Genomic DNA, 14,743 nt, shown 5'->3' on the forward strand with positions numbered 1-14,743 from the left:
AATACGATTACTTCGCAACGGAGGAGGTTCGCTTGAGCGAACGCACCCTCTACGACAAAGTGTGGGACCGCCACAAGGTGACGGAACTCCCGACCGGACAGGACCAGTTGTTCGTGGGTCTCCACCTGATTCACGAGGTGACGAGTCCCCAGGCCTTCGGGATGTTGCGCGAGCGCGACCTCGACGTGGCCTACCCAGAGCGCACTCACGCCACCGTGGACCACATCGTCCCGACCGAGGACCGCGACCGACCCTACGAGGGCGCGGCCGAGGAGATGATGGCCGAACTGGAGGAGAACGTTCGCGACGCGGGCATCGACTTCTCCAGTCCCGACACCGGCAATCAGGGCATCGTCCACGTCATCGGCCCGGAGCAGGGGCTGACCCAACCCGGCATGACCGTGGTCTGTGGCGACAGCCACACCTCGACGCACGGCGCGTTCGGCGCGCTGGCGTTCGGTATCGGCACCTCTCAGATTCGGGACGTGCTGGCGACCGGGACCGTGGCGATGGAGAAGAAGGACGTCCGACGGATTCGGGTCACGGGCGAACTCGGCGACTGCGTCGAGGCCAAGGACGTGATTCTCCAGATAATCCGACACCTCGGCACCGACGGCGGCGTCGGCTACGTCTACGAGTACGCGGGCGAGGCCATCGAGAGCCTCGACGTGGAGGGCCGGATGAGCATCTGTAACATGTCCATCGAGGGCGGCGCTCGCGCGGGGTACGTCAATCCCGACGAGACCACCTACGAGTGGCTCCGCGACACCGACGCGTTCCGCGACGACCCCGAGAAGTTCGAGAGACTGAAACCGTACTGGGAGTCGATTCGCTCGGACGACGACGCCCAGTTCGACGACGAGGTGGTCGTCGACGGCGACGACCTCGAACCGATGGTGACGTGGGGAACCACGCCCGGACAGGGCGTCGGCGTCACGGAACCGATTCCCGACCCCGCGGACCTGCCCGACGACAAGCAGGACACCGCCCGACGCGCCCAGGACCACATGGGCGTCGAACCCGGCGAGACGATGGAGGGGTACCCCATCGACGTGGCGTTCCTCGGCTCCTGCACCAACGCCCGCCTGCCGGACCTCCGACGGGCGGCCCGCCTCGTCGCTGGCCGGGAGGTCCACGACGACGTTCGCGCGATGGTAGTTCCGGGAAGCCAGCGCGTGAAGGCCGCCGCCGAGGAGGAAGGACTGGACGAGGTCTTCGAGGACGCCGGGTTCGACTGGCGCGGGGCCGGTTGCTCGATGTGCCTCGGCATGAACCCCGACCAACTGGAGGGCGACGAGGCGTGTGCCTCGTCTTCGAACCGGAACTTCGTCGGGCGACAGGGGAGCAAGGACGGCAAGACCGTGCTGATGAACCCCCGGATGGTCGCCGCCGCCGCGATCGAAGGCGAAGTGACCGACGCCCGCGAACTGCCCGAGACCGACGCCGCCGACTCGGAGGTGGTTCGCCGATGACCGACGAAATCGAGACGGTCGAGTACGCCTCGGGCACGGGTATCCCGGTCCGAGGGAACGACATCGACACCGACCAGATAATTCCGGCGCGATTCATGAAGGTCGTGACCTTCGACGGTCTCGGCCAGTTCGCCTTCCACGACCAGCGATTCGACGACGAGGACAACCAGAAGGACCACCCGTTCAACGAGGACCGCTTCCGAGACGCCTCCGTGATGGTGGTCAACAGCAACTTCGGCTGTGGCTCCTCGCGCGAACACGCTCCGCAGGCCCTGAAGCGGTGGGGCATCGACGCCATCGTGGGCGAGAGTTTCGCCGAAATCTTCGCGGGTAACTGCCTCGCGTTGGGAGTGCCGACTGTCACGGCCGACCCGGAAGCGATCGAGACGCTCCAGAACTACGTCGAGGAGCATCCCGACGCCGAGATTGAGGTGGACGTGGCGGACGAAACGGTCCGGTACGACGGAAACCGAATCGACGCCACCGTGGACGACGCCCAGCGCAAGGCCCTGGTCGAAGGCGTCTGGGACACCACGGCCCTGCTCAAGTCGAACGCCGAGTCGGTCGCCGAGACCGCGGCCGACCTGCCCTACGTCGAGACCGGGACCGCCGACGCGACCGAGGAGGCCGAGTGAAATGGCGGAACAAATTGCAATTGTTCCGGGCGACGGCATCGGGAAGGAGGTCGTCCCCGCGGCTCGCGAGGTGCTGGAGTCGGTTGAACCCGACTTCGAGTTCGCCGAGGCCGACGCGGGCGATGCAGTGAAGGAGGAAACCGGGACCGCGCTCCCCGAGGAGACCCGCGAACTCGCGGCGAGCGCCGACGCCACTCTGTTCGGCGCGGCGGGGGAGACCGCGGCCGACGTCATCCTGCCCCTCCGGCGCGCGGTCGATTCGTTCGCCAACGTCCGGCCGGTCCGGGCCTACCCCGGCACCGAGGCGCTCAAGCCCGAGACCGACCTCGTCTTCGTCCGGGAGAACACCGAGGGCGTCTACGCGGGCCACGAGTCCGAGATTGCGCCCGGCGTAACGACGTTGACACGGGTCGTTACCGAGGCGGCGTCCGAGGAAATCGCCCGTTACGGCTTCGAGTACGCCGCCAATCGAGGGGAAAGCGTAACGATCGCACACAAAGCGAACGTGATGCGGACCACCGACGGCCTGTTTCTGGAGACCGCCGAGTCGGTCGGCGCGGAGTTCGACGTGCCCACCGACGACGCGCTGATGGACGCGCTGGCGATGCATCTCGTCCAGCGGCCCGAGGAGTACGACGTAGTGATCTGTCCGAACCTCGCGGGCGACGTGCTGTCGGACCTCGCGGCGGGCCTCGTCGGCGGCCTCGGTCTCCTACCCAGTGCGAACGTCGGCGACGAACGCGCGCTGTTCGAGCCGGTTCACGGCACTGCGCCCGACATCGCGGGCGAGGGCGTCGCCAATCCGAGTGCGGCGATGCTCTCGGCCGCGATGCTGTTGGAGTACCTGGGATACGAATCGGAAGGCGAGCGCGTTCGCTCGGCGGTGAAAGCGACGCTTTCGTCCGGTCCGCACACGCCGGACCTCGGCGGCGAGGCGACGACCGGCGACGTGACTGAGGCAGTACTGGCGGAACTGTAGCACAGCGAGAACTCGGTTAGTTCAGGGTCTCTACCCGAAACGGTTATCGAAGCGGTTCGCGGCCGCCGATGAGATTCGTCGTGTCCACCTCGTCGGCCCGCGCGCCTCCCTTCTTGACCTCTGTCGCGGTCATGCACTCCAGACAGCCAAAGACCTCGTTGTGGTTGTTCCCGAAGACGCGTGCGAAGTCCCGCGTAACGAAAGAGCCACAGCTCTGGCATCGGTTCTCGGCCATCGTGTCATCGCCGTTGGTGAGTCTGTTGTCGGTGGTGGTCATGCTGCGCGATAGATACACACAATCCTATCCACTTTGTTATCCAGTACCTACACCCCCGTAATCAACCATTAGCGGACCCAGTAACCGGGTATTACACAGTTCCTCACCCGGTGGTTAATTCCGAAAGCGTACCCCTAATTTAAGTTGATGGAGTGAGAATCACGCCGGGTCGCCGGCGAGATTCGACTCGATTGCTTCGAATCGGTGGCCGTCGGGACGTGAAATTCGCTTCGACGCCTCCTAACCCCGACGGGGATTCGCGGTTACTTCTCCGAACGGTTACGGTAGGGGCCGCGAACCGTCTCGCGTTCACACCAGCGAGCAGACGTACGAGGGCGTGCCGTTTCCAACGAAACGATCCGTTCTTTTAAGTCCCTATGGAGTAGCTAGGGCGTCCTATCGCATCTCGCACTCTCCGAGCAGTTCCACTGCCCCTGTCGCTTAAGAGGATTGATGGCATACTTCGGGGTGATGCCCAAGATCCAACTCGACGAGGAGACGATAGAGCGCCTCGACAGTCTTCGGGTGGAGGACGAGTCCTACGACGAGATCATCACCGAGTTGATCAACATCTACGAGGCCGAGGAGCGAACGCTGTTCCACGGCGGCGACTACAGCGGCGACTGACTCGCGGCGATTACGTTTCGGCGATTACGGTCTCGCCCGACCGAACTTTCTGGCCGCGCTCTACGGCCACGTCTGCGGGTCCGACCGACTCGGGGAGGAGTACGTCCGCGCGACTGCCGAACGAGATGTGGCCTAGGCGTTCGCCGCGGTCGAGTTCGTCGCCGGGTTCGACGTATGGGTGGATGCGGCGCGCGAACGCTCCTGCGATGAGCGTCACCTCGTGGTCGGCGAACCGGACGTGGAGTTTCTCGTTCTTGTCCGACTCCTTCGAGAACGCCGGGCGGTGCTTGCCGGGTTCGTGTTCGACCGCTTCGACGCGGCCGCCGAACGGCGCGCGATTGACGTGTACGTCGGTGACGTTCATGAACACGCCGACCCGGACGCGGTCGCCTTCTCCGTCTCTTCCGCTCTCCTCGCGGACGACCGAGACGCGACCGTCGGCGGGTGCGAGAACACCTGTCTCCGGCGGCGTCCGGTCGGGGTCCCGGTGGAAGAGCAGCGCACCGACGCCCAGCAGGACGAATCCGAGGCCGGCGAGCGGGAACCAGAACCCGGTGAGTGCGGCGACCGCGAACGGGACCGACGCGTACCGCCACGCGCCCGGCGTGAACCGCCCCAGCAGTCGCTGGCGACCGGCACGTCGCTTCCCGCCCATCAGTCGCCGGCGGCCTCGCGGACCTGCGCCCACTTACCCTGGGATTCGAGGCGCTGCTGAAGTTCGTTCGCGTACTCCTGGGCGAGTCGGTCGGCCGCGTTGACGCGGTCTCGGTCCACGCCGCCGCCACCGCCGCCCAGACCGAGGGCGTCCTTCACGGAGTCGAAGACGCCACCGCCGCTCTGCTTACCGCCTCCGCCACCGCCGCCCGCCATCGAGTTCATCTGATTCCGAATGTTCTCGAGTTCGGGCATCACCTGCTCGACTTTCGAGGTGTCGGCGACGATGCGGGCCTGCTGGTCGTCCCCGGGGTTCTCGATTTCGAACTCCACCGCGGTCATGATGAGACCCCACTCCTGGCGGGAGAACTGCGAATCCGTGATTTGCTGTGCGAACTCCTGATCGACGGCCATCCGGTCACCTACGATGAGGTCCTGCCACGCGCGTTCGGTCATACCCGAACTATTGGGTTGCGGATGGTATGAGGGTTTTCCTGTGAGACGGACGACGGCAGTTCTTAAAAAAGACCGTTCGACGTAGAGAGTCGTCGTCTTCAGAGCGCGCCGCCTTCGACCGTAACGTCGGCCTCCAGGTCGGTCTTCAGCGCGTCGTGGACCTTACAGAGTTGGTCGGCGCGCTCGACGACCCGACCGGCCTGCTCGTCGTCCATCTCGGTCTCGGTCTTGACGGTGAACTGGACGGCGTCGAGTTTGTCGTCGTCGTTGAGGTCGCCCGTCACGTCGATTTCGATGCGACCGAGGTCGCCCACGTCGCGCTGTTCGGCCCCGACGCGGAGGGCCGGGACGTAACACGACCCGTACGCCGCGAGCAGGGATTCGAGGGTGTCGGGCGCGTCCTCGCCCGTGGCGTCGATGGTGACCTCGAAGTCGCGTACCTGATTCTCGGACTTGTACCCTTCCTCGGAGACAGTTGTGACTTCCTTCGTCATGCGCTCGGACGTTCGCCCGCCAAACCCCTAAGGTTTGCTCTCGGCCGACCCGGGTGAAGCGAGAGCGAAAACGGTCGAGAGCGAAACAATCGAATCCGGAAATCCGGAGCGTCGAGGGCTCAGTAGTCCAACTCGTCGCCGAGGTCGAAGCTCTCGTCACCGTCGAGAATCTTCACTTCGGCGTCGCTCCCCGTGCCCTTGACCTCCTTCCGGAAGTCCTCGGGGTCCTGTTCGATGGGCGGGAAGGTGTCGTAGTGCATCGGGAACGCGTAGTCGGCGTCGACCCAATCGACCGCGATGGCAGCCTGCATCGGTCCCATCGTGAAGTGGTCGCCGATGGGCACCGCGGCGACGTCGGGTTCGAGGAACGGGCCGATTACCTCGCGCATCTCGGTCTGGAGCGAGGTGTCGCCCGCGTGGTAGAACGACTGACTCTCCTCGTCGGCGATCTGCGTGGGTTTGGTGTCGCTGACGACGAACCCGGCGGGCATCCCGCCGGAAGCCCCGTAGCTGGTGTCCATCCCGTTGGTGTGGTCGGCCCGAACCATCGTGACGTAGGCGTCGTCGCACTCGACGGTGCCGCCGAGGTTCATCCCCATGCCGCCGACGGCCTCGAAGTCGCCGTACTCGTCCCGGCAGTACTCCACGACTTCGGGCGTAGCGACCAGTTCCGTGCCCTCGTAGCGGTCCACGTCGCCGATGTGGTCGGCGTGGCCGTGGGTGAGGAGCAGATAGTCCGGGTCTAGTTCCTCGGGGTCGGTCTCGGTCTTGGGATTGTCGAAGAAGGGGTCGATGAGCAGTTCGGTCCCGCCGACCTCTACGTGGAACGTCGAGTGGCCGTACCAGGTGAGTTTCATGTGCGGGTAGAACTACACCTGTTTGGCACTTAAAGGATGTTGGCACCCCGCGCAGATATTTCGGGTGCTACGACGGAAGGTGCTTTCATTTCCCAGAAAAATTTATCCCAGATAGTGCATAAATATATAGTGTCGGCCAACGTGCCGACGGCTCGACCATGAAAATCGAAGCACTCGCAATAACGGCGCTCGTCGTCCTCGGTCTCCTCGTCGGCGGCGGGGCGGCGGTGGACACGACCGACGAATCGACCGCGGAAGCCTACATGACGAGTCCGCCCGACCTGACCTCGCCGGTACCGCAACTGACTTCGCCGAATCCCCAACTGACCTCTCCGGTGTCGCAGGCGGACTCGCCCGCACCGGAAACGTCGCCTATCGACCAGATCGAATCTCAGTCCTCGGACGGAGTCGCTCCGCAGACGGTCGAAACGCATCTCCACGACCACACCCGGGCGTACTGACGAAAGCGACGAAGGGCGTAGGTCGTCGGTAGAGAACAACTCGTATGATTCTTTCAGACGTTTTTATCTGTGTTTAGGAAACGTAGAGATGCCTTCCATCGACCTCCCGATGCACACCGCCTACGGCCACATGGCAACCCCTAAGTTTTAGGCTGGCCTAACTCCGGGCAGATGGAACTGACTCGCCGGGACGCACTGGCCGCACTCGCCGCCAGCGGCGTCGCCGTCGGGACCGGAGCGGTACTGAACGGCGACCTCTTCGCCGACGACCCCGAACCGGAGGACCGGATGGACTCCCTGCTCGCGGTCGCCGAGGTCGTCTACCCCTCCGAGGTCTCGGGCGTCGAGGAGTTCGTCCGGACCTACGCGCTCGGCCGAGTCGAGGACCGACCGGACTACCGCGACGGGATGGTCGGCGCGCTCTCGACGCTCGACGAGTACGCTCGGACGTGGCACGACGCCGACTTCCGGCGTCTCGACGACGAGACCCGCGAGTCCGTGCTGGACCAGATGGGCGTCGATACCGCGAGTCCCGACCCCGAGGGGAGCGACCCGGCCCGCGTCCGGTACTACCTCGTCAACGAGTTGCTGTACGCCCTCTACACCTCGCCGACCGGCGGGGAACTCGTCGGCATCGAGAACCCGCAGGGCCACCCCGGCGGAACCGGAAGCTATCGACGGGGGCCCCGAGGATGACGGGGGCCGACCGCGACCGGACCCCCTCCGAGCGCGCCGACGTTTGCGTGGTCGGGGCCGGTCCCGCGGGGGCGCTCGCGGCCCACCGACTCGCCAAGCAGGGCCACGACGTGGTGATTCTGGAGGCCGGGAAACGCTTCGACTTCGAGGACCGAAAGCGCCGGATGGAGCGGGCGATTCGACCGGGCCACGACCCCCTGTCGGTCTGGGAGATGGGCGGTCCCCGCGACCGGTTCACCTCCGACGGCGAGTGGTTCTACCCGCTGAACCGCGCCCGAGTCAAGGGCGTCGGCGGGACGAGTCTCCACTGGCAGGGGATGGTGATGCGACTCCACGAGTCGGACTTCGAGGAGTGGCCCGTCGAGTATCGGGAACTCCGGCCCTACTACGCCGAGGCGGAGGAAGCACTGGGCGTCGCCGGCGCGGCGGACAACCCCTACGCGCCGCCGCGCGAGAAGCCCTATCCGATGTCGGCCTTCCCGCCCTCCCACAGCGACTCCATCTTCGCGGAGGCGTGCGAGCGAGTCGGCGTGACGATGCATTCGGTGCCCAACGCCCGCAACTCCGAGTCCTACGACGGACGGAGTTCGTGCGTCGGATACGGCACCTGCAAGCCGGTGTGTCCCTCCGGCGCGAAGTACTCGGCAGACCACCACGTCGAGAAGGCCGAACAGGAGGGAGCGCGAGTCGTCGACCGAGCGCCGGTTCAGCGTCTCGAACACGACGGTTCGGGCGAGCGCGTGACCGCCGCAGTGTACGCCACGCCCGACGGCGAGACCCACCGACAGGAGGCCCGGGAGTTCGTCCTCGCGGCGGGCGGCGTCGGGATTCCGCGCCTCCTGCTCCTCTCGGAGTCCCGCCAGTACCCCGACGGTCTCGCCAACTCCTCGGGCGCGGTCGGTCGGTACTTCATGGACCACCTCTTCGCGGGCGTCGGCGGGACCATCGACCGCGAGACCCGCCAGAACCACGTCGGGTTCATCACCAGCGAGTGCCACCAGTTCTACGACGACCCGACCCGTGGAACCGAGGGGACCGCAGGTGGGATTCCCGAGTGGTCGAGCGAGGAGGGCGAACCGGTTCCCGACAGCATCAAACTGGAGTTCCTGAACTACGCCGGCCCCTCGCCGGTCGAGATGGCGCTCTCGGGTGAAGAGTTCGGAGACGACCTACTCGAGACCCTCCGGGAGGGCTACGGCAACTCGATCGCGATGGGCGGTCTCGTCGGCCAGCGACCTCGGAAGGAGAATCGCATCACGCTCGACCACTCCACGACCGACGACCACGGGAATCCGGTGCCGGAAATCCACTGGCGCGTAGACGCCCGGACGAAGGCCGGCCTCCGGCGCGCGAACGAAATCCAGCGCGCTATCTGCTCCGAACTCGGCGTCGACGTCTCGTGGACGGTCGGCCCGGAGAACACCGGCCCGGCGTTCCACCACATGGGCACGACCCGGATGGGAACCGACCCCGACGAGAGCGTAGTGAATCCCCGACTCCGAACTCACGACCTCGGGAACTTGTCCGTGGCGTCGAGTAGCGTTTTCGTGACGGGTGGCGCGCTGAATCCGACCCTGACGATTGCGGCGCTGGCGCTGAAGGCGGCCGACCACGTCGACGAACGATTGTGATTCCGAATCGGTTTCGGCTTCCGATTGGTGAAACGGGCAGGAAACTGTGGGAAAGGGGGACCGCTACTGGGTTGTGGTCCTCTCGAAGGAGAACTAGCTACTCCGTGAGCCACTCGTACCGCCCCCGCACAGCACCGCACGGCCCCGCACCACGACCGCAGACCTCACGCCTCCCCAACCTCGGCGGCCGCGGATGCGGCCGCCGTCCCTCGCGCGGTGGGCGCGACTGCGCGTCGCGCCCGCACACGCCGAGATATTAAATTAACGAGCCGAGTTCGCCAGTCAGTCGTTCTCTTCCGAGGAATCACCGACCTCCGGCGATTCGGGAGCGTCGGGGAGGTCCGCGCCCGCAGATCCGCCCGACCGTCGCCGCCTCCAGAGCGCGACCACGCCGCCGATGGGGACGCCGAACGCGAGGAAGTAGGGCATCGCGTAGGCCAGACCCACTGCGAGACCGCGCGCGACGACCGCGACGCCGTGGGCCGACGAGACGAAGGCCGAGACGAGACCGGTGTCGTACCAGGCGTCATGGTCGTCGTCGGGGTTCTCCGATTCGGGCGGGCGCTCGTGGAGTCGGACCGTCAACGTCGAGTAGGCCACTTTCCGTTCGAGGGACTGGCGCTGGGCTTCGAGTTGCTCGATTTCGGACTGGACCTCCGAGAGTCGCTCCTGGACTTCGAGGACGTTCTCGGTGTCGTTGGCCTCCTCGTAGAGGTCCCGAAGCTTCTCGCGCTGGGCCTTCAGGTTCTCCAGTCGGGCCTCGACGTCCACGAGTTTCTCCGTCACGTCCTCGGTGCTGGTACTGGCCTCCCGGACCTCGCCGGTTCGCTTGGCCTCCGAGACGAGCGCCGTGAAGTTCTCCTTCGGAACCCGGAGGACGACTTTCCCGGTCGTCCACGACTGATTCCCGCGCGCGTGGACCTGCTCGGAGGAGTCGCTGACGAACCCGCCGAGTCGCCGCGTCTCTCGCGCGAGATTTCGCCGGGCGTCGTCGTAGTCGTCTATCTCGACCGAGACCGTCCCAGTACGTATCAGTTCGCGCTGACTCGCCTGAAACTCCGCGTTCGACTCATCCGACGCCCCCGTCTCCTTCGCGGCCTCGTCGTTCGACAACCCCGCGTCGCTACCTGCGGTTGCTCGCTCCGCGGCGTCGCCACCACTGCCGGAACATCCCGCAAGCACGAGTAGCGCGGCGAGCCCTACCGCGAGTAGCAACCGTCGAGTGTCGCGTGCCATAGTCTCCCTGTCATATCGGGCTACCGTAAAACTACGGATGGGTGAAACGACCGTTTCACCTTCGAGGCGGGCCGGTACGTCTACGCCGGACTCCCGGTCGCTGGCGTCCCGAGCGTCCGGTCGAATCGGACGCGGGAGTGGACGGATGAATGCCGATTACCTGAACTCGGGCAGGACGTTTTCGTCGTAGAACTCGAAGAAGTCCTCCTGATTCGGGCCGATTTGGTGGACGTACACGTGGTCGTAGCCCGCGTCGACGAACTCCCGGACGTTCTCGACGTGGGCCTGCGGGTCGGGGTCGGTCACGATGCTGTCGGCCTCGCGCACGTCTTCCTTCTCGACCATCTGGCAGGCCTGCTCGAAGAACGTGTGCGTCTCCAGTTCGGTGGCCAACTGGCCCGGCAGGATGCTGTTGGGCCACCACTCGTAGGCGGTCTCGACCGCTTCGTCCTCGCTGTCGGCGTAGCAGACCGTGAGTTGGCTGAATTTCGGCCCCTCGCCGCCTTCGTTCTCGAAGGCTTCGACCACGTCCTGCGGGCCGACCGACCAGAACCCGTCGCCGAAGTCGGCGGCCTTCTTCGCGGTCTGGTCGCCGTAGGCCGAGACGCAGATGGGCGGGTCCTCCGCGGGAGTGGTGAACAGCTGGGCGTTCTCGACGGTGTAGTGGTCGCCGTGGTGGCTCACCATCTCACCGGTCCAGAGCTTCCGAATCACCGAGACGGCCTCTTCGAGCATGTCGAGTCGAACGTGGTGGGTCGGCCAGTGGTCGCCGAGGACGTGTTCGTTCAGGTTCTCGCCCGTGCCGACGCCGAAGTAGAACTGCTGGCCCGACTCCTCGAACATCGCTGCGACCGTGGCGCTGGCCTGAGCGAGGACGGCCGGGTGGATTCGGATGATGGGACAGGTCACGCCGACGCCCAAGTCGAGGTCGTCGGTCGCGGCCGCGATCCCGCCGAGCGTAGACCAGACGAACGGCGCGTTACCCTGCTGGCTGATCCACGGGTGGAAGTGGTCGGAAATCGAGGCGAAGTCGAAGCCGACCTCCTCCGCTCGGACGGCGTTGTTCACGAGGTCCATCGGGCCGTGCTCCTCACTCGAGAGCGCGTAACCGAGTTCGACCATGGAGGTGGCACGACAGGTGTCGGTAAGGGGGTTGTGGCCCCCGCGAAGAAACTAAGCACGTCCCGCGAACGAACTACTCCAGCAACCATCGAGACGGTCGGGTTTCGACGGGGGCTCCCCCTATCTCACCGGTCCACCGACCCCAGAACGATATCCAGGCTCCCGAGCGCCGCCACCAAGTCCGGCACGTACTCGCCCTCGGCCATCGCCTCCAGCGAGTGGAGGTTGTTGAAACACGGACTCCGAATCTTGAACCGGGCGGGTTGGTTGGTTCCGTCCGACCGGATGTAGATACCCATCTCGCCCTTCGCGGACTCCACCGCCCTGTATATCTCCGTGTCGGGATCGGGCTTGAGCGTCCGGGGGACGTTGCTCTGGATGTTCCGTTCGTCCTCGGGCCAGTCTTCGAGCAGGTCGACGCACTGGCCGATAATCTTGGCCGACTCCTCGACCTCTTGGAGACGGACCAGCACGCGCGAGTAGTTGTCGCCGTGCGGTTCGGTGACGACGTTCCAGTCGAGTTCGTCGTAGTAGCCGTAGGGGTCGTCGCGGCGCACGTCGTAATCGACGCCCGATCCGCGCGCGACCGGGCCCGTACAGCCGTACGCCTTGGCGGTCTCGGCGTCGATGACCCCGGTACCGACCGTCCGCTTCTGGAAGATCTCGTTGTCGGTGAGGAGGTCGTGGTACTCCGCGACGTGGCGGGGGAGCGTGTCGAGAAACTCCCGGATTTTGTCGAACCACTCCTCGCGGGGTTCGGGCAGGTCCCAGACCACGCCGCCGAGTCGGAAGTAGTTGAACATCATGCGCTGGCCCGTCAGGTCTTCGAGGATGTTCTGGATGATCTCACGGTCCCGGATGGAGTACATGAAGGTGGCCGTGAAGTCGCCGTACACGTCGAGTGCGAAGGTTCCGACCGCGAGCATGTGGCCCATGATGCGGGCGAACTCGACCGCCATCGTCCGGATAATCTGGGCGTACTCGGGCACCTCGATGTCGTTGAGATCCTCCGCCACCCGGGCGTACGCCCACTCGTTGGGCATGTTGGCGGTGTAGTCCCACCGGTCGGGGTACGGCATGATCTGGTACCGGTAGTTACAGCTCTGGCACATCTGCTCCTCGCAGCGGTGGAGGTAGCCGATGTCGGGTTCCACGTCCGCGACCTGTTCTCCGTCGAGGACCGTCTTGAGATGGAGGACGCCGTGGGTCGCGGGGTGATGTGGCCCGATGTTGAGGAACATCGTGTCCGACTCCGAGTCGGTGTCCTTCTGGCTCTCGGCGATGGGGTTGACGTGTTCCTGCAGGGCGACGACCTGGGGCTTGTCCTGGTCGTAGTCCCGACTCAGCGGGTGGCCCTGCCACGTCTGGGGCAGGAGGATGCGTTTGAGGTCCGGGTGGCCCTCGTACTCGATACCGACCAGATCGTAGGCCTCGCGCTCGTGCCACTCCGCCGTCTTGTACACCGGCGCGGCGCTCTCGTTCCACGGGTCGTCCTTGTGGGTCGGTACAATGACGCTGACCTCCTGAGTCCGGTCCTCGTACTTGGTCAGGTGATAGATGCTCTCGTAGCGGTCTTCGTACTCCTGGGCGGTCAGTAGCGAGAGGTGGTCGAAGCCCGCGTCCTCCTTGAGCGTCCGAAGGACCGCCTGTACCTCGTCCGGGCGAACGACGAACCCTTCGGCGTTGAGATGGGTCTCCCGCCCGATTACCCGGTCGCCGAGCAGGGCTTCGAGTTCGTCGTTATCGACGCCCCCACGTCGCTCCGGCATCTCCACGTCGGGGTCGGTCTCCGGTGCGTCACTCATCCTGTATCACCGCGAGACTGGACCCGACTGTCGGTAGTAAGTAGTACGAGCATTCCCATTCCCTCCGAATCTCGGCCCCGGACGCCAATAGTGCTAACGTCTCTCACCATTGCTGGTTACTCTGAAAGAATTCTATTTCGTGCGCTCCGACCCGTGCTGGTGCGCTACCGGCGTTCTTCGTCGTGGCGACCGCCACCGCGCCCGGACTCGCCACTTCGGCCCTGGGACGACTGACGACCGTGCTGCTCCTGACCGCGCATCATGGTCTGCTGGACCGGGCTGAACCCGCTCTCGGAGCTACCGCCGTACTGATTTTGGCCCTCTCGGCCCTGCTGGCCGCCGTGTTGGCCGGTCTGTTGGTGTTGCCCCGACTGCTGACCGGACTGCTGGCCGCTACCGAACCGTCGGGGCTGGCCGGTCTGACGCTGGCCCGACTGTTGGTGCTGGCCCGACTGTTGCTGGTCGTGACCGGTGTACTGGCCACCGCTTCCGTCGTGTTGGCTCAGTTCGTGGACGCCGTGGTTCTGTCGGGACTGACCGCGTCCCTGATTCTGACCGACTTCGTGGCGCTGGCTACTCTGATGGCGGCCGCCCTGTTGGCGACCACTCTGTTGGTGTCCGGACTGCTGGTGCCCGGATTGTTGGCCGCCGTGCTGGCCGGATTGCTGGTGTTGCTGGCCGGACTGTCGTCGGTCGCTCCCGTACCGTTGCTGTTGGCCACCCTGGTGCCGGCCGGACTGCTGCTGGCCGGATTGCTGATGTCCGGACTGGTGCTGGCCGGACTGACGTTGCTCGGACTGGTGCTGCCCTCCCGACTGATGGCGGCCAGTCTGTCGTCCGCCGGACTGCTGGTGGCCCGACTGGTGTTGACCAGTCTGCTGGCGACCGCTACCGTATCGGTTGCCCTGCTGTTGGCCAGTTCCATGATGCTGTCCGCCAGACTGTTGGCCCATCTGATGCTGGCCGGACTGTTGGTGCTGACCGGACTGTTGATGCTGGCCCGACTGATGACCGCGTCCCGTCTGGTGTTGACCGGGCACGTTCTGTTGGCCCGACTGCTGGTGACCCGACTGCCGATGGCCGGACTCCCCTCGTCGCTCTCGGCCACCCGCGGAGTATCGGCCGCTTCGGGTGTCACCCTCGCCCTGCCCGCTTCGCTGTTGGCGGTTCGATTCGTGACTCTCTCTCCCCCGACGGTTACGGTTCTCTCTTGCCATGATTGAATCCCCCATGGTGATAGTCCGCAGGATTTTCCTTATATGTACTGGGCGGATTCTGACAAAATGCGACCCGGCGTCGGGACGCTCCGATTTCGGCCGGAGCCTCGCCCCCGGCCGCCGA

At 65.4% G+C, this 14,743-nt stretch carries 16 protein-coding genes; 8 read left to right on the top strand and 8 right to left on the bottom strand.

What is annotated here, in order from left to right:
- Positions 1-32 precede the first annotated feature (32 nt).
- From leuC to E2484_RS18910, 3 genes are read left to right on the top strand one after another with little or no spacing between them, the layout of a single operon-like run.
- Positions 33-1,472 carry a 3-isopropylmalate dehydratase large subunit gene (gene leuC / locus E2484_RS18900; protein ID WP_137286755.1) on the top strand — a complete coding sequence of 480 codons (1,440 nt, stop codon included), beginning with the start codon at positions 33-35 and terminating at the stop codon, positions 1,470-1,472.
- Positions 1,469-2,107, top strand: a complete 639-nt coding sequence (gene leuD / locus E2484_RS18905; protein WP_137286756.1) for a 3-isopropylmalate dehydratase small subunit — start codon at positions 1,469-1,471, stop codon at positions 2,105-2,107. The genes leuC and leuD overlap by 4 nt, the downstream gene beginning before the upstream one ends.
- A gap of 1 nt (position 2,108) precedes the next feature.
- On the top strand, positions 2,109-3,086 hold the full coding sequence (locus E2484_RS18910) for an isocitrate/isopropylmalate dehydrogenase family protein (RefSeq protein ID WP_137286757.1): 978 nt from the start codon (positions 2,109-2,111) through the stop codon (positions 3,084-3,086).
- Positions 3,087-3,129: 43 nt separating this feature from the next.
- Here the strand turns inward: E2484_RS18910 and E2484_RS18915 are convergent, their stop codons facing one another.
- Complete coding sequence (locus E2484_RS18915) at positions 3,130-3,363, bottom strand: DUF7563 family protein (protein WP_115863977.1); 234 nt, start codon at positions 3,361-3,363, stop codon at positions 3,130-3,132.
- Between the two features lie 471 nt (positions 3,364-3,834).
- Between E2484_RS18915 and E2484_RS25180 the strand changes: the two genes are divergently transcribed.
- Positions 3,835-3,990 (top strand): DUF7557 family protein, encoded by a 156-nt coding sequence (locus E2484_RS25180; protein ID WP_170977422.1) that lies wholly within the window; start codon positions 3,835-3,837, stop codon positions 3,988-3,990.
- A gap of 10 nt (positions 3,991-4,000) precedes the next feature.
- Here E2484_RS25180 and E2484_RS18920 read toward each other — a convergent pair whose 3' ends face one another.
- The 4 genes from E2484_RS18920 to E2484_RS18935 all read right to left on the bottom strand — a co-directional run bounded on the left by E2484_RS18920 (position 4,001) and on the right by E2484_RS18935 (position 6,451).
- The gene (locus E2484_RS18920) at positions 4,001-4,645 is read right to left on the bottom strand and encodes a protein sorting system archaetidylserine decarboxylase (RefSeq protein WP_137286758.1); all 645 of its coding nucleotides are present in this window, start codon (positions 4,643-4,645) and stop codon (positions 4,001-4,003) included.
- The gene (locus E2484_RS18925; protein WP_137286759.1) at positions 4,645-5,100 is read right to left on the bottom strand and encodes a DUF5799 family protein; all 456 of its coding nucleotides are present in this window, start codon (positions 5,098-5,100) and stop codon (positions 4,645-4,647) included. Before E2484_RS18925 ends, E2484_RS18920 begins: the two co-directional genes overlap by 1 nt.
- Positions 5,101-5,198: 98 nt before the next feature.
- The gene (locus E2484_RS18930; RefSeq protein WP_137286760.1) at positions 5,199-5,594 is read right to left on the bottom strand and encodes an OsmC family protein; all 396 of its coding nucleotides are present in this window, start codon (positions 5,592-5,594) and stop codon (positions 5,199-5,201) included.
- Positions 5,595-5,713: 119 nt separating this feature from the next.
- The gene (locus tag E2484_RS18935; protein WP_137286761.1) at positions 5,714-6,451 is read right to left on the bottom strand and encodes a metal-dependent hydrolase; all 738 of its coding nucleotides are present in this window, start codon (positions 6,449-6,451) and stop codon (positions 5,714-5,716) included.
- A gap of 158 nt (positions 6,452-6,609) precedes the next feature.
- Here E2484_RS18935 and E2484_RS18940 point away from each other — a divergent pair, with 158 nt between their 5' ends.
- From E2484_RS18940 to E2484_RS18950, 3 genes are all read left to right on the top strand, one after another.
- Positions 6,610-6,912 (top strand): hypothetical protein, encoded by a 303-nt coding sequence (locus E2484_RS18940; RefSeq protein WP_137286762.1) that lies wholly within the window; start codon positions 6,610-6,612, stop codon positions 6,910-6,912.
- A 171-nt stretch (positions 6,913-7,083) separates the two neighbouring features.
- Positions 7,084-7,608 carry a gluconate 2-dehydrogenase subunit 3 family protein gene (locus tag E2484_RS18945; protein WP_137286763.1) on the top strand — a complete coding sequence of 175 codons (525 nt, stop codon included), beginning with the start codon at positions 7,084-7,086 and terminating at the stop codon, positions 7,606-7,608.
- Positions 7,605-9,239, top strand: a complete 1,635-nt coding sequence (locus tag E2484_RS18950; RefSeq protein ID WP_137286764.1) for a GMC family oxidoreductase — start codon at positions 7,605-7,607, stop codon at positions 9,237-9,239. The genes E2484_RS18945 and E2484_RS18950 overlap by 4 nt, the downstream gene beginning before the upstream one ends.
- A gap of 282 nt (positions 9,240-9,521) precedes the next feature.
- Here the strand turns inward: E2484_RS18950 and E2484_RS18955 are convergent, their stop codons facing one another.
- The 3 genes from E2484_RS18955 to E2484_RS18965 form a co-directional block, all read right to left on the bottom strand.
- Entirely contained in the window at positions 9,522-10,475 is a 954-nt protein-coding gene (locus E2484_RS18955) for a DUF4349 domain-containing protein (protein WP_137286765.1), read from the bottom strand.
- 156 nt (positions 10,476-10,631) lie between these two features.
- Positions 10,632-11,597: a TIGR03557 family F420-dependent LLM class oxidoreductase gene (locus E2484_RS18960; RefSeq protein WP_137286766.1), complete on the bottom strand. Its 966-nt coding sequence runs from the start codon at positions 11,595-11,597 to the stop codon at positions 10,632-10,634.
- A gap of 125 nt (positions 11,598-11,722) precedes the next feature.
- Positions 11,723-13,402, bottom strand: a complete 1,680-nt coding sequence (locus tag E2484_RS18965) for an NADH-quinone oxidoreductase subunit D (protein ID WP_137286767.1) — start codon at positions 13,400-13,402, stop codon at positions 11,723-11,725.
- A 182-nt stretch (positions 13,403-13,584) separates the two neighbouring features.
- Between E2484_RS18965 and E2484_RS18970 the strand changes: the two genes are divergently transcribed.
- Positions 13,585-14,625, top strand: a complete 1,041-nt coding sequence (locus E2484_RS18970; protein WP_137286768.1) for a hypothetical protein — start codon at positions 13,585-13,587, stop codon at positions 14,623-14,625.
- Positions 14,626-14,743: the final 118 nt, after the last annotated feature.

Origin of the sequence: Halorussus salinisoli (genome assembly GCA_005239435.1) — an archaeon.
GTDB lineage: Archaea > Halobacteriota > Halobacteria > Halobacteriales > Haladaptataceae > Halorussus > Halorussus salinisoli.